Below are 14,254 nucleotides of genomic sequence, written 5' to 3'. Positions count from 1 at the left end.
GGCCAATCTGGCTGGTCGGTCGGCCCGTGGCGCGTGCAGGTAGGTGTGGATGTTTATGCGGCACAAACCCTACTGGACGCCCTTCGGCGTCTCGCGGGGAGGGGTGCCAACGCGCCGGGCCGCACTCCGAAGGGGTGGAATACCGCGCTCCGGGGCTGATCTGACGCCGTGCTGACGCCTTTCCCGGCCCGGGTTGTAGCGTGCTGAGGTGTCCTATTTCGATACGGCTTCGGCCGCTCCGCTGCACCCGGTGGCCCGGCAGGCGCTGCTCGCCGCGCTGGACGAGGGGTGGGCCGACCCGGGCCGCCTGTACCGCGAGGGGCGGCAGGCCCGGCTGCTGCTGGACGCGGCCCGCGAGACCGCCGCCGAGGCGGTCGGCTGCCGCCCCGACGAACTCGTCTTCACTCCTTCGGGGACACGCGCGCTGCACGCGGGCGTCGCCGGCGCGGCCGCGGGCCGGCGCCGGGCGGGCCGCCGCGTGGTGGTCTCGGCGGTGGAGCACTCGGCGGTCTTGCACGCGGCCGAGGCGCTGGGCGGCGAGGTGGCGACGGTGGGCGTGGACCGCACCGGCCGGGTGGATGCCGCGGACTTCGCCTCGGCGCTGACCGCGGACACCGCGCTGGCCGCGCTGCAGTCGGCCAACCACGAGGTGGGCACGCTCCAGCCGGTCGCCGAGGTGGCCGAGGCGTGCCGGGCGGCGGGGGTGCCGCTGCTGGTGGACGCGGCGCAGTCGCTGGCCTGGGGCCCGGTGGAGGGCGCGTGGTCGCTGCTGGCGGCGAGCGCGCACAAGTGGGGCGGGCCGCCCGGGGTGGGCCTGCTGGTGGTGCGCAAGGGCACCCGGTACGCGGCCCAGGAGCCGGAGGACGAGCGGGAGTCGGGCCGCGCCCCGGGCTTCCCGAACCTGCCGGCGGTGGTGGCGGCGGCCGCCTCGCTGCGGGCGGTGCACGCCGAGGCGGCGGCCGAGGCCGCGCGGCTGTCCGCGCTGGTGGACCGGATCAGGGCCCGGGTGCCGGAGGTGGTGCCGGACGTGGAGGTGGTCGGGCACGAGCGGCTGCGGCTGCCGCACCTGGTCACCTTCTCCTGCCTGTACGTGGACGGCGAGGCGCTGCTGACCGGCCTGGACCGGGTGGGCTTCGCGGTCTCCTCGGGTTCCTCGTGCACCTCCAGCACGCTCACGCCGAGCCATGTGCTCAAGGCGATGGGCGTGCTGTCCGAGGGGAACGTGCGGGTGTCGCTGCCGCGCGGCACCCAGGAGGCCGAGGTGGAGCGGTTCCTTCAGGTGCTGCCGCCGGTGGTGGCCGAGGTGCGGGCGCAGTTGGGGGCGCCTGCGGGCGGGACGGCGGTCGCGGCGGGCGGCGGGGCGGGTGCCCCGGACGAGGGGCTCGAGGGCCTGGTGGTGGACTCGCTCGGCAAGCGCTGCCCGATCCCGGTGATCGAACTCGCCAAGGTGATCGGCGAGGTGCCGGTGGGCGGCCTGGTCACGGTGCTCTCCGACGACGAGGCCGCGCGCCTGGACATCCCGGCGTGGTGCGGCATGCGCGGCCAGGAGTACGTCGGCGAGCGCGCGGCCCCGGTGGGCCGGGCATACGTGGTGCGGCGGCAGGCGTAGGTGCCGTAAGGCCGACTGCCGCAGGCACAAGGGCCGCGGAGCCAAAGGCCGCAGGTACTAGGGCGCGGAAGCAAACGCCGTCGGCCCGGGTGCCGTTGCGGGGGTACGTGCCCCCGCACGGGTGAAGGGGCCCGCCTCGTCACCTGAGCCGAGCGGGCCGCTTCCTTGCGTTGCCTTGTGCGCGTGACGCGTTGCCGCGTCCTTGCGCCGTTCAGCCCTTGAGGTGCTCGCGGACCTCGGCGGCCGCGTCGTCGCCGTATGCCTTGGCGAAGCGCTCCATGAAGCGGCCGCGGCGCAGCTCGTACTCCTGGGTGCCCACGGTCTCGATGACGAGGGTGGCGAGCATGTTGCCGACCTGGGCGGCGCGTTCGAGGCCGACGCCCCAGGCGAGGCCGGACAGGAAGCCGGCCCGGAAGGCGTCGCCGACGCCGGTGGGGTCGGCCTTGGCCTCCTCCTCCGCGCAACCGACCACGATGTCCGGCTCGCCCTTGCGCTCGATGCGCACGCCCTTGGCGCCCAGCGTGGTGACGCGGGTGCCGACCCGGTCCAGGATCTCCGCCGCGGTCAGGGCGGTCTTGGTCTCGATGAGGCCCTTCTCGTACTCGTTGTTGAACAGGTACGCGGCGCCGTCGAGCAGGGTGACGATGTCCTCGCCGCTCATCCGGGCGATCTGCTGGGAGAAGTCCGCGGCGAAGGGGATGCCGCGGGCCCGGCACTCCTCGGTGTGGCGGATCATCGCCTCGGGGTCGTCGGCGCCGATGGAGACCAGGTCGAGGCCGCCGACGCGCTCGGCGACGTGCTGCAGCTCGATCAGCCGGGCCTCGCTCATGGCGCCGGTGTAGAAGGAGCCGATCTGGTTGTGGTCGGCGTCGGTGGTGCAGATGAAGCGGGCGGTGTGCAGCACCTCGGAGATGCGGACGGAGGCGGTGTCCACGCCGTGCCGGTCCAGCCAGTTGCGGTACTCGCCGAAGTCGGTGCCGGCCGCGCCGACCAGGATCGGGCGGGTGCCGAGCTGGCCCATGCCGAAGGCGATGTTGGCGGCCACCCCGCCGCGGCGCACCTCCAGGCCGTCCACCAGGAACGACAGGGAGACCGTGTGCAGCTGGTCCGCGACGAGCTGGTCGGCGAACCGGCCGGGGAAGGTCATCAGATGGTCGGTGGCGATGGACCCGGTGACGGCGATGCGCACGACGTTGTCTCCTGGGGGCACGGCTGGGCGGAACAGGTGGGCGACTCCACGCTACCCGAGCCGGGCTGCCGCGCAGCCTGTCCCGCACCGGCGGGCGAACCTCGCGGGCCGCCGGAAACTACCGGTTGGTAACGCTTTCTGCCCGCTCACCCGGCGCCTAGCCTCGAAGTATGAGCACTCCGTACAGCGTGGTACCCGAGAGCCTGGATCAAGTCCTGCGCGACTGCCGCTCGATGGCAGGGCACTGGGACGCACCCGCGGCGCAGCACCGTGACTCCCCCGCGGCCACCGGCGGCCCCGCCGGCACCGGCCCGCACCGCATCACGGTGTCCCCGGACTCCGTACGGGCGGTGCGCGGGATGGCGGAGTACGGCGCCTGAGCCGAGTGGGCACCTGACCGCCCCGGCATCCGCGCGCACCCGCCCCCCGGTACCCCCGCGCGAACCACTGACCGCCGGTTCGCCCGTCCGGTGGAACCGCCCCGCGTCCCGCCGCGTCACATCGGCACCTGACGGTCGGAACCGGAGCCGAAGGAGCACGCGGTGGGTACGGAGCACGAGGACGGCGAGCAGCAGGTCCGCGAGGAGTCCGAAGCGCAGGAGTCCGGAGCGCAGGTGCGGCGCGGGCGCAGGCCGCGGCTGGCGGTCGCGGCGGTCGTGGCGGCGGTCCTGGTGGCAGGTGGTGGTGGCGCCTGGTGGGCGGCCGCCTCGGGCGGTGGCCACACAGGGGACACGGCGGCGGCCGCGCCCCCGCTGCGGCTCGACGGCCCCCTGCCCGGCGTGCCGGTGACCGGCGGCGGGCCCGGCCCGTCCGGCGGCGGCCAGTACCGGCTGACCGGCAAGCTGCCCACCGATCACCCGGACCGCGCGGCGGTCTACCGGGCGCCCGGCGGGGTGCCGCAGTCGCAGGTGGCGCACCTTGCCGGGCTGCTGGGGGTACGGGGTCAGGTGCAGTCCGAGCAGGGCTCCTGGAAGGTGGGCGGTCCCGGCGGCGGACCGACGCTGCTGGTGAGCAAGAGCGCCCCCGGCACCTGGACGTTCACCCGCTACGGTGCCTCGCTGTCGGGTGCGCGGCCCGACACCTCGACCTCCTCCTCGCCCTCCTCGGTGCCGGTCGCCCCCGGCGACCCGGGCACCTCGTCGTCGCCGGGCTCCTCCGGCGCCCCGCCGGTCTCGCAGGCCGCCGCCAAGGCCGCGGCCGCCCCGGTGCTCAAGGGGCTGGGCCTGTCGGGCGCGGCGGTGGACGCCTCCCAGACCTCGGGCGGGATGCGGACGGTCAGTGCGGACCCGGTGGTGGGCGGGCTGCCCACGCACGGCTGGTCCACCTCGTTCGAGGTGGGTTCCGACGGCAGGATCTCGCTCGGCTACGGGCGGCTGTCGCCCCTGGTGAAGGGGGCGCAGTACCCGGTGGTGAGCGCGGCGGCCGCGTTCGGGGAGCTCAAGGCCACCCCGGTGATGCACCCCGACCTGTGCCGGGTCGAGCCCGGCGGCGCCTCCGGCTGCGACCACCAGGGCGCACCGCACCCGGTGGATGTGCGGGGCGCGGTCTTCGGCCTGTCGCTGGAGTACGTGTCGGGCGCCCAGACGCTGGTGCCCGCCTGGCTGTTCGACACCGCGCCGGCCGGCACGTCGCGCACCTCGGTGCTGGCCCAGACCGCGGTGGACCCGTCCTACGTCCAGCCGCCCGGCGGCACGACGACGGCGCCTCCCCCGTCCTCGGTGAACCCCGGCGGCCCGATGCGTGTGCCGGTGCCGGCCCAGCCGGCGGACCCGTACGCCCCGCACAAGGTGGCCGTCTCCGGCTACCAGGCGTCGGGCACCACGCTGAAGGTGAGCTACATGCGCGGGACATGCGGGACGTACAAGACGTCGGCGGTGGAGACCGCGGGGCAGGTGCGGGTGTCGGTGGTGGACACGCCCAAGCCCAAGGGCACGGTGTGCTCGATGGTGCTGCTCTCCCAGACCGACACGGTGCGCCTGGCCGCGCCGGTGGGCGACCGCACGGTGGTGGACACCTCGAACGGGCACACGCTCACGCGGTGAGCGGCGCGGGACGGCACGAGGCGGCGGCACCCGGAAGGGGTGCCGCCGCCTCGTCGATCAGCAGCGGGTGCCGGTAGGGCCCGGCGGGAACTCAGTGGAAGGAGTCACCGCAGGCGCAGGAACCCGTGGCGTTCGGGTTGTCGATCGTGAAGCCCTGCTTCTCGATGGTGTCCACGAAGTCGATGGAGGCACCGCCCAGGTACGGGGCGCTCATCCGGTCGGTGACGACCTTGACGCCGCCGAACTCCTTGACGATGTCGCCGTCCAGGGACCGCTCGTCGAAGAACAGCTGGTAGCGCAGGCCCGAGCAACCGCCGGGCTGGACGGCGACGCGCAGGGCCAGGTCCTCGCGGCCTTCCTGCTCGAGCAGGCTCTTCACCTTGCCGGCGGCAGCGTCGGACAGGAGGATGCCGTCCGTCGTGGTGGTCTCGTCCTGAACCGTCATGTGCTTCACTCCCGGGTTGTACGGACTGCTGGCTACCGATGACTAACCGGTGCCCCCTCGGATTCATTCCGGGTCCGCGGCGACATTTGCTCCCTCCATATTTGCACACGCCCCGCGGCACGGACCTCCACCGGAGACCGTGCCCCGCGGGGCGCAGCGGTATGCGTCACAGTGACGAGTCCAGCATCGTCAATCTGACACGAACGGGCTATCATAGATAACGTCAAGTAGACGAAAAGGTCTGCGCGCTGCAAAGAAAGGGCTACGGGCCCGTGACCACCACACCAACGCTGAACGAACCGGCCGACCCGCTGGACGTCCGGCCCACCCCGCTCGCGCTGCTCCTGCTCGGCCGTGAGTCCGACCCGCGCAGCGAGCGCGGCGTGGACTGCCCCGGCGACCTGCCCGCCCCGTCCGACCCCGGCCTGGTCGAGCGCGCCCGCGCCGCCAAGGCCCGGCTCGGCGAGAAGGTCTTCATCCTCGGCCACCACTACCAGCGCGACGAGGTCATCGAGTTCGCCGACGTCACCGGCGACTCCTTCAAGCTCGCCCGGGACGCGGCCGCCCGCCCCGAGGCGGAGTACATCGTCTTCTGCGGCGTCCACTTCATGGCGGAGTCCGCCGACATCCTCACCTCCGAGCGCCAGCAGGTGATCCTGCCCGACCTCGCCGCCGGCTGCTCGATGGCCGACATGGCCACCGCCGAGCAGGTCGCCGAGTGCTGGGACGTGCTCACCGACGCCGGTGTCGCAGGCACCACGGTGCCGGTGTCGTACATGAACTCCTCCGCCGACATCAAGGCGTTCACCGGCCGGCACGGCGGCACCATCTGCACCTCCTCGAACGCCCGGCGCGCCCTGGAGTGGGCCTTCGCCCAGGGCGAGAAGGTGCTCTTCCTGCCCGACCAGCACCTCGGCCGCAACACCGCGGTGCTGGAGATGGGGCTGTCGCTGGAGGACTGCGTCGTCTACAACCCGCACAAGCCCGGCGGCGGCCTGACGCCCGAGCAGCTGCGGGCGGCCAAGATGATCCTGTGGCGCGGCCACTGCTCGGTGCACGGCCGCTTCACCCTGGACTCGGTGAACGAGGTGCGCGAGCGCGTGCCCGGCGTCAACGTGCTGGTGCACCCCGAGTGCCGGCACGAGGTCGTCGAGGCGGCGGACTTCGTCGGCTCCACCGAGCACATCATCAAGCGGCTGGCCGAGGCGCCGGCCGGCTCCAAGTGGGCGGTGGGCACCGAACTCAACCTGGTGCGGCGGCTGGCGAAGGCGCACCCCGACAAGGAGATCGTCTTCCTCGACCGCACGGTGTGCTTCTGCTCCACCATGAACCGCATCGACCTGCCGCACCTGGTGTGGGCGCTGGAATCGCTCGCCGACGGCAAGCCGGTCAACCGCATCCAGGTCGACGCCGAGACCGAGCACTACGCCAAGCTCGCCCTGGAGCAGATGCTGGCGCTGCCGTAACCGAGCACCCCCAGGTCTCACGGGGTACTCACCGGGTCCTCAAGGTGTCCTCAACGGGTTGCGGGCACACGGCAGTTCGCGCGAGGCATGATGGAACGGTGCTTCTGCGGCCGGTGCGCGACGACGAACAGGACGCCGAGCTGGTACGGGAGATCGCGGCCGCCGCGTTCGGCGAGCCGCACTCCCTGTACGGTCCGGGCGGTCCCGCGGCCGCCCGCGTGGCCCGGCAGCACAGCCGGATCCGGCACCTGGCCCGCACCGACCCGGGCGGCTGCTGGGTGATGGAGGACGAGGGCGCCGGGCCCGTGGGCGCGGTGCTCTCGTCCAAACGCGAGGGCACCTGGGCGCTTTCGCTGCTCGCCGTCGTACCGGGCGCGCAGGGCAAGGAGGTCGGCAAGGCGCTGCTCGCCCGGGCGCTGGACTACGGGCGGGCCTGCCTGCGCGGCATCGCCTGCCTGCCGGACGACCCGGTGGCCGCGCGGACCCTGCGGCGCGCGGGACTCACCCTGCACCCGACCATGCGGCTGTCCGGCGTCGTGGACGCGGGCCGGCTCGGGCCGCTGGACGGGCCGGTGCACGAAGGGACCGAGCGGCACCGGGAGTTGATGGACTCCGTGGACCGCCGCACCCGCGGCGGGGCGCACGGGCCCGACCACGAGGAACTGCTCCGGCACCACACGCTGCTCGTCGTCGACGACCTCGCGGGCACGGGTTACTGCTACGCCCGCCCCGGCCGCGTCGAGGCCCTGGCCGCCACCTCCCGCCGCCTGGCCACCCGCCTGCTGACCGCGGCCCTCCTCGCCACGCCCCCCGGCGACACGATCCGCATCACCCACGTCCCCGCCGAAGCCCAATGGGCCCTCGACGTGGCCGTCACAGCGGGCCTGGCCATCACCCCCTCGGGCTTCCTGGCCCTCCGCCTCCTCCACCCCCCGGAACTGGCCCTGACCCCCCGCACATTGCCCTAGCCGGGAGCCCATCGAGCAAGCAGGGCAAGGCTTTCAGGGACGCGGGAACGGCTCCTCCGGAGGGGGCACCCCCACCAACCCAGAACCGGCCGGTGGGCCGGGACGGGCCGCCCCTTCGCCCCGGCGGCGAAGCCCGACACAGCAACTGCCGGCCGCGCCCCTTCGAGCCGCACGCAGTGCCCCGCGCGGGAGCGGCACCCCACGCGCGTGGAGGCGGTGGAACCCTCCGTACGTTCAGAGCGCGAGCTCGGCGGAAAGCCGCGCGGCTCCTTGCAGGAGCGGCAGCGCGAGAAGCGCCCCCGTTCCACCGCCGACGCGGACCCCGCGGTCGACCAGCGGCTCGAGGGAGATACGGTCCAGCGCCTTCGCCTGGCCGGGCTCACCGCCGGCGGAGCCGGCCGCCCACCAGTCGGGCGCCCGGAAGGCCACCCGCTGCGCCACCAGCGCGCAGGCCGCGCTGACCACCCCGTCGAGCACGACCGGCAGCTTGCGCACCGCCGCCTGCAGCAGGAACCCCGTCGTGGCCGCGAAGTCCGCCCCGCCGACCGCCGCGAGCAGCGCCAGCTGGTCCCCGAGCACGGGCCGCGCCCGCCGCAACCCGTCCCGGATCGCCGCGCACTTCCGCATCCAGGCGAGGTCGTCGATCCCCGAGCCCCGGCCGGTCACGACGGAGGCGTCCGTGCCGCACAGCGCGGCGATCAGCACACCGGCCACGGTGGTGCCGCCCACGCTGAGGTCACCGAGCAGGACCAGGTCCGTCCCCGAGTCGGCCTCCTCGTCGGCGAGCGCCATCCCCGTACGGAACGCCTTCTCCGCCTCCTCGGGCGTCAGCGCGTCCTCGACGTCGAGCCGGCCGGAGCCGCGGCGGACCCGGTGCGCGGTGACGTCGGCGGGCAGCTCCCCGGGATCGCAGTCCACGCCCATGTCCACCACGCGCAACTGGGCACCGTACTCCCGGGCGAGAACGGCCGCGGGCGTGCCGCCCTCCAGCGCCGCCCGCACCAGCGCGGCCGTACCGCCCGCGGGGTTCGCCGACACGTCCAGCGCGGCCACGCCGTGGTCGCCGGCGAAGACCAGCAGCCGGGGCCGGGTGATCGGCCGGGCCACGGCCTGGCCCTGCACGGCGGCGAGCCAGTCCGCCAGTTCGGCCACCTTGCCGAGGCCGCCGGCCGGCCGCACCAGCCCGGCCCAGCGCTCCTGCGAGTCCCGCCGCACCCCTGCGTCCGGCCGCTCCACCAGTGCCGCGAACTCATCCATCTCGATCCCACTCACCCGCCGAACGTTACCGCCCGCCCCCGCTCCCCCGCCCGCCCGGCCTCACCCCGAACCCGACCGCGCGGGCCCGCGAAACAAAGCAAGCGGGCCACCACCGAGCCGCGGGCCCTGGACAGACGCGCCGACACCCCGACAGGGCGGGCCGCCGGGCCGAGCCGAGTCCGCCGCCACTCGCCGGGACCGGGTCCATGCGGCGACGCGTGCACTCGCGGTGCATGCTCCGGAGAACACGCCAACACCCCGCCCGGGCGAGCCGATCCGCCGCCACTCGCTGGGGCCGCGGCCGTACGGCGACGCGTGCACTCGCAGTGCAGGCGCCGCAAAGACGCGCCGACGGGGCGGGCCGACCCGCCGAACCGGTCAGCCGCCGCTCGCCGGGGCCGGGGCCGCACGCTCACGCGTGCGCTCGCGCGGCGAAGCCCGCAGGCACCTGCTCCGGGAGCCACAGGGGCGGATCGCCCCGAAGACCGGCAGGGCGACGCCGGGCGCGACCGGCTCGGGCGACTCGGGCGGCCCGTGCGGGGGATGGTCCCCACCGTCCCGTTCCGCCGGACCGCCACCGTTCCGATACCGGTCGCCCGCCCGTTGGACGCGCCTCACCGTCCCCTTCCGCCGGACCGCCACCGCACCGATGCCGGTCGCCCGCCCGTTGGACGCGCCCGCCACCTGCGCCCCGGCCGGAAGGGCCACCCCGGCCCAAAGGGCCGTGGCCGCCGGGACCGTACGCCGCCGGGCCTGCGGGTGAGGGCTACCGCAGCGTCACCGGGAGCCCCGCGACCATCAGCAGGACGTGGTCGGAGCGTTCGGCGACGGCCGCGTTGAGGCGGCCCAGCTCGTCGCGGAAACGGCGGCCGGAGGCGGTGGCGGGGACGACGCCGGAGCCCACCTCGTTGGAGACCACGACGGCGGTACGGCGGGTGGCCCGCCACGCCTTGCACAGCGCGTCCACCTGGGCGCGGACGGCAGTGGCGGCGCCGTCCTTCCATGCGGCGTCGTCCCAGGCGCCGGCCGCGTCCATGGTGTGGGTGAGCCACAGAGAGAGGCAGTCCACGAGCAGCGGCGGGCCGTCGGGGTCAGCGAGCAGCGGCAGCAGGTCGCATGTCTCGGCGGTGCGCCAGGACGCGGGGCGCCGCTCGCGGTGCGCGGCCACCCGGGCGGCCCACTCGCCGTCCCCCTCGCGGGTGCCGCCGGTGGCGACGTAGAGGACGTCGGGGAAGGCGGCCAGCCGCCGCTCGGCCTCGGCGGACTTGCCGGAGCGGGCGCCGCCGAGGACGAGGGTGCGGCGCGGAACGTCGGGCACGTCCTGGTAGTCGCCGGCCACCAGCGTGGTGCCGTCCGGCACGGCGCGGGCGCCCAACGCGGCCAGCCGCCGCGACAGTTCGGGCTCGGGCGGGGCGTCGTGGCCGATGTGGACGGCGACGACGTCCGTGGTGCCGGTGACCGCGCCGGCCGCGCGCAGCCGGGCCAGGGCGTCGGGGCGCCCGACGACGTCGAGCAGCACAAGGTCGTACGGCGCGGGCTCGCCGTCGCCCCCCGCGGAAAGGCCCGCGGGGGCGCAACCGGGCGGCAAGTACAGCATGCGCAGGCCGTCGGGGGAGTCGACGGCGTACCCCGTGCCGGGCCCGTCCACGGCGACCGCGCGGACGCGGTGGCCGGTGGTGAGCGGCAGCCGCTGCCCGTCGGGCACCCGCGCGGGCGCGGGCAGGCCGGGGGGGATCTCCACGGGGGGACCGTCGTGCGGGTGCGAGAGCAGGACGAGGCGCAGGCCGGCGAGGCTCCGTCCGGCCCGCGCGGCCGCCAGCGCGGCGCCCGGCGTCAGGTCCAGCAGCACCACCCCGTCCACGAGCACCGCGGTGGCCCCCCGCGCACCCGCGCCCACCGCAGCGGCGCACCCCGCACAGGGGCACCCCCCGACAGGCAGCCCCTCGACCGCCCCACCCCCCAGCACAGTGATCTCCACCCCCCGATCTTCCCCCGCCCCCCATCCCCCCGCCCACCGGCCCGCAGCCGGAACCGACGCGAGCGGGACAGACGCGTTGCCACTGCTCGGGGGCGCAGGGAACGGCGCGACCAGCCCACGACCGACCTGCCGGCCGGAGACGAACCCCATGGGGCAGACGCAAAGCCGCAGGGGCACGAGGAACGGCGCGACCAGCCACCGACCGGCCTGCGGCCGGAACCGGCGCGAGCAGGGCAGACGGGCTGCCGCTTCTTGGGGGCGCGAGGAACTGCGCGACCAGCCCACAACCGGCCCGGCGGCCGGAGACGAACCGCACGCGGCAGACGCAAAGCCGCAGGGGCGCGAGGAACTGCGCGAGAAGAGGCCACCGGCCCCGCGACGGCATCACACCCCGTGGGGCACACGGGCCCCGAAAGGTGCGCGAGGAACTGCGCGACCAGCCCACAACCGGCCCAGCGGCCGGAGACGAACCGCACGCGGCAGACGCGAAACGGCAGGGGCGCGAGGAACTGCGCGACCGGCCACCGACCGGCCTGCAGCCGGAAACGACGCGAGCAGGGCAGACGGGCTGCCGCTTCTTGGGGGCGCGAGGAACTGCGCGAGCAACCACCCACCGGCCCGGCGGCCGGAGACGAACCACGCAAGGCAGACGCAGAGCCGCAGGGGCGCGAGGAACTGCGCGAGAAGAGGCCACCCGCCCCGCGACGGCATCACACCCCGTGGGGCACACGAGACCCCGAAAGGGGCGCGAGGAACTGCGCGACCGGCCACGGCGAGGCCGCACCCGGCACCGTAGGGGAACCCGGACGGCGAGTAGCCCCCCGCAAGCCAGCGCAGCGATACCGTACCCCTGGTACCCCGAGTGAGGAGAGAACATGGCGTGGACGTGGCGGTTCGAGAAGGCCGACGGCACCGAAGTGCAGCCCGCGGTGCTGCCCGAGGAGTTCCCGACGCAGGGCGACGCCGAGTCCTGGGTCGGCGAGTTCTGGAAGGAGCTCGCCGCCGGCGGCGCCGACCAGGTGACCCTCTTCGACGGCGACGCCAAGGTGTACGGCCCGATGAGCCTCCACGAGGAGTCCACGGCCGAACCCGCCACGGACCCTGCCGCGGACCCCGTCGGGGAACCCGCCGCGGACCCGGCCCCCGAGGAGTCGTAGGGCCGGCCGCTACCCGAGCGACCCCAACGTCACCTGCGCGGTCCGCGTGTCATTGCCGCGCACGTACGTCACCTGCACCTTGTCCCCCGGCTTGCGGTTCGCCAGCGACTCGGTCAGCGACTGCACGGTCGTGATCGTGGTCCCGCCCAGCTTGGTGATCACGTCCCCGGCCCGCAGCCCCGCCTTGGCCGCCGCGCCGTTCTGCGGTGCGCTGACGATCGCCGCGCCGGCCGGCTGGTCGTTCGGGCCGAGGACCCCGCGCACCGTGACGTCGAGTGCCGCCCGCCCGGAGTCGGTGACGTGCCCGTTCTCGATGATCTGGCCGGCGATCCGCTTGACCGCCGAGGACGGGATCGCGAAGCCGATGCCGGGCGCGGCGCCGCTGCCGAGCTGGGGGTCGGTGGCGGCGAGCGTGGGGATGCCGATGACCTGGTTGTCCAGGTTCACCAGCGCGCCGCCGCTGTTGCCCGGGTTGATCGCCGCGGACGTCTGCACCATGTCGGGGATGGTGGCCCCGGTGCCGCCGCCGGACTCCCCCTCGCTGACCGTGCGGTCCGTCGCCGAGACGATGCCCTGCGTCACGCTGCTGGACAGCCCCAGCGGGTTGCCCATCGCGAGCACCAGCTGCCCGACCTCGACCTTCCCCGAGTCGGCGAAGGTGGCCGGCCTCAGGCCGCTGGGCGGCGAGTCCAGCCGGACGACCGCCAGGTCGTTCGCCGCGAAGGACGACACCAGCCGCGCGGCCAACGGCCGCCCGCCAGTGGCGAGTTGGACCTGGAAGGTCTTCGCGTTGCCGACCACGTGCGCGTTGGTGACGATGTCGCCCTTGGTGTCGTAGACGACGCCCGAGCCGAGGTCCTCGGTGGTGGTGATCTGGACCACCGACGGCAGGACGGCCCGGACCGCGCTCTGGTAGGCCTCCTGCAGGCCCGCGGCGGAGCCGCCCTGCGTGTCGGCGGCGGGCTGCACACCGCCGGACGGGGTGGACTGGGCGTGGCTCTTGGCGCCGGAGGAGGAACTGCACCCGGAGGCGAGCACGGCGGTGACGCACACCAGGGCGGCGGCGCCGGACAGCAGCGGGCGGGAACGAGGGGCGCGCGATCGACTCATGTCTGAATTGTCCCTTTCGCGGCACCCCGTGGCCCGGCCCGCACCGCCAATCGGGTCCCGCTCACCGGGCGCTACGCCGTCCCCGGCGGCTCTTCCGACTGGGCCGGTACGGAGGCAGGCCCTCGGGCGGTGTCCCCCGACGTCCGGCGCGGTCCGGCGCGGTCCGGCAAGGTCCGGCGGGTCCCGCCCGGCCGGCGGAACCGTCAGCCCCGTCCCCCGCGCAGGTGCAGGCTCAGCCCCGCACCCCGCACAGGTGCAGCAGCGCCGCCACCGCCCGGTACGGGTCCGTCCGCCCGGCCCGCTCCTCGGCGGCCAGCAGCAGCTCCAGCTCGTGCGGGTCGTGCGGGGCCACCGCGTGGTCGGGCGCCGCGTCGGTGAAGACCCGCACCCCGTACCAGGCCCGCAGCGGCACGCCGATGCCGCGCAAGGTGGCCGTCAGCGGTTCGAGCCGGTCGGCGCGCGTGGCCAGGCCGAGCCGGTTGGTGTAGGCGTCGGAGCCGAAGGCGCCCAGCGCCGCGGTCCAGTCCCCCTGGAGCCCGGGGCGCATCGCGAGCGCGTCCCCGTTGCGCACCAGCAGCGACAGCATGCCGCCAGGCGCGAGCACCCGGGCGAGCGCGGCGAGCAGCGGCTCGGGATCGGCCACGTACATGAGCACGCCGTGGCAGAGCACGACGTCGAAGCAGGCCGGCCCGAAGTGCCGGCCGGTCTCGCGGCCGTCGCCGCGCAGCACGACGAAGCGCTGGCGCACGTCGGCCGGCTCGGCCGCCACCGCCTGCCGCAGCGCGTTCAGCATCGCCGGATCGGACTCCAGCCCCGTCACCACATGGCCGAGCCGGGCCAGCCGCAGCGCCTGGGTGCCCTGGCCGGGGCCGATGTCGAGCACGCGCAGCCGGCCGTGGGCGTGGCCGCCCGCAGGCCGCGCGAAGCACTCCGCGAGCTGCTCGTCGAGCTGGCGCGCCACGAGCTCCTGGCGGACCGTGTTCCGCAGCCCGCCGAGGCCGGCGAGCCAGGTGTCCGCGCCACCGGCGAACCC

At 75.1% G+C, this 14,254-nt stretch carries 12 protein-coding genes; 6 read left to right on the top strand and 6 right to left on the bottom strand.

Translation table 11 applies throughout. The features are described from left to right. Nucleotides 1–208 precede the first annotated feature (208 nt). Nucleotides 209–1,609, top strand: a complete 1,401-nt coding sequence (locus tag BLR33_RS12735) for a cysteine desulfurase/sulfurtransferase TusA family protein (protein ID WP_093784503.1) — start codon at nucleotides 209–211, stop codon at nucleotides 1,607–1,609. Between the two features lie 211 nt (nucleotides 1,610–1,820). On the opposite strand, the gene BLR33_RS12730 is transcribed toward BLR33_RS12735, so the two are convergent. Then, the gene (locus BLR33_RS12730; protein ID WP_093784502.1) at nucleotides 1,821–2,798 is read right to left on the bottom strand and encodes a carbohydrate kinase family protein; all 978 of its coding nucleotides are present in this window, start codon (nucleotides 2,796–2,798) and stop codon (nucleotides 1,821–1,823) included. Nucleotides 2,799–2,968: 170 nt separating this feature from the next. On the opposite strand from BLR33_RS12730, the gene BLR33_RS34735 reads away from it, so the two are divergent. After that, nucleotides 2,969–3,178, top strand: coding sequence for a hypothetical protein (locus BLR33_RS34735; protein WP_143031683.1), 210 nt, complete (start codon nucleotides 2,969–2,971; stop codon nucleotides 3,176–3,178). A 162-nt stretch (nucleotides 3,179–3,340) separates the two neighbouring features. Next, a complete protein-coding gene (locus BLR33_RS12725; RefSeq protein WP_245771370.1) occupies nucleotides 3,341–4,840 on the top strand; it encodes a hypothetical protein in 1,500 nt (499 codons plus the stop codon). Nucleotides 4,841–4,931: 91 nt separating this feature from the next. Here the strand turns inward: BLR33_RS12725 and BLR33_RS12720 are convergent, their stop codons facing one another. Next, a complete protein-coding gene (locus BLR33_RS12720) occupies nucleotides 4,932–5,285 on the bottom strand; it encodes a HesB/IscA family protein (protein WP_093784501.1) in 354 nt (117 codons plus the stop codon). Nucleotides 5,286–5,557: 272 nt separating this feature from the next. Between BLR33_RS12720 and nadA the strand changes: the two genes are divergently transcribed. Then, on the top strand, nucleotides 5,558–6,751 hold the full coding sequence (nadA, locus tag BLR33_RS12715; protein ID WP_245771369.1) for a quinolinate synthase NadA: 1,194 nt from the start codon (nucleotides 5,558–5,560) through the stop codon (nucleotides 6,749–6,751). A gap of 98 nt (nucleotides 6,752–6,849) precedes the next feature. Then, nucleotides 6,850–7,719 (top strand): GNAT family N-acetyltransferase, encoded by an 870-nt coding sequence (locus BLR33_RS12710; RefSeq protein WP_093784500.1) that lies wholly within the window; start codon nucleotides 6,850–6,852, stop codon nucleotides 7,717–7,719. 234 nt (nucleotides 7,720–7,953) lie between these two features. Here the strand turns inward: BLR33_RS12710 and cobT are convergent, their stop codons facing one another. Further along, nucleotides 7,954–8,991 (bottom strand): nicotinate-nucleotide--dimethylbenzimidazole phosphoribosyltransferase, encoded by a 1,038-nt coding sequence (gene cobT, locus BLR33_RS12705; RefSeq protein ID WP_093784499.1) that lies wholly within the window; start codon nucleotides 8,989–8,991, stop codon nucleotides 7,954–7,956. A 751-nt stretch (nucleotides 8,992–9,742) separates the two neighbouring features. Beyond that, nucleotides 9,743–10,954: a bifunctional adenosylcobinamide kinase/adenosylcobinamide-phosphate guanylyltransferase gene (locus BLR33_RS12700; protein ID WP_093784498.1), complete on the bottom strand. Its 1,212-nt coding sequence runs from the start codon at nucleotides 10,952–10,954 to the stop codon at nucleotides 9,743–9,745. An 875-nt stretch (nucleotides 10,955–11,829) separates the two neighbouring features. Between BLR33_RS12700 and BLR33_RS12695 the strand changes: the two genes are divergently transcribed. Continuing rightward, complete coding sequence (locus tag BLR33_RS12695; RefSeq protein WP_093784497.1) at nucleotides 11,830–12,111, top strand: hypothetical protein; 282 nt, start codon at nucleotides 11,830–11,832, stop codon at nucleotides 12,109–12,111. A 9-nt stretch (nucleotides 12,112–12,120) separates the two neighbouring features. Here BLR33_RS12695 and BLR33_RS12690 read toward each other — a convergent pair whose 3' ends face one another. Beyond that, nucleotides 12,121–13,221 (bottom strand): S1C family serine protease, encoded by a 1,101-nt coding sequence (locus BLR33_RS12690; protein WP_093784496.1) that lies wholly within the window; start codon nucleotides 13,219–13,221, stop codon nucleotides 12,121–12,123. Between the two features lie 232 nt (nucleotides 13,222–13,453). Continuing rightward, nucleotides 13,454–14,182 (bottom strand): class I SAM-dependent methyltransferase, encoded by a 729-nt coding sequence (locus BLR33_RS12685; protein WP_245771368.1) that lies wholly within the window; start codon nucleotides 14,180–14,182, stop codon nucleotides 13,454–13,456. Nucleotides 14,183–14,254 lie beyond the last annotated feature (72 nt).

Origin of the sequence: Actinacidiphila guanduensis, assembly GCF_900103985.1 — a bacterium.
Classification (GTDB): Bacteria; Actinomycetota; Actinomycetes; order Streptomycetales; family Streptomycetaceae; genus Actinacidiphila; species Actinacidiphila guanduensis.
The sequence above is the reverse complement of the archived record's forward strand: the minus strand, read 5'-3'. Positions and strand labels throughout refer to the sequence as shown.

Coding starts and splice junctions, on each gene's coding strand:
- BLR33_RS34735 (WP_143031683.1), top strand. CDS start 2,969: ATGAGCACTCCGTACAGCGTGGTACCCGAGAGCCTGGATCAAGTCCTG.
- BLR33_RS12720 (WP_093784501.1), bottom strand. CDS start 5,285: ATGACGGTTCAGGACGAGACCACCACGACGGACGGCATCCTCCTGTCC.
- BLR33_RS12695 (WP_093784497.1), top strand. CDS start 11,830: ATGGCGTGGACGTGGCGGTTCGAGAAGGCCGACGGCACCGAAGTGCAG.
- BLR33_RS12690 (WP_093784496.1), bottom strand. CDS start 13,221: ATGAGTCGATCGCGCGCCCCTCGTTCCCGCCCGCTGCTGTCCGGCGCC.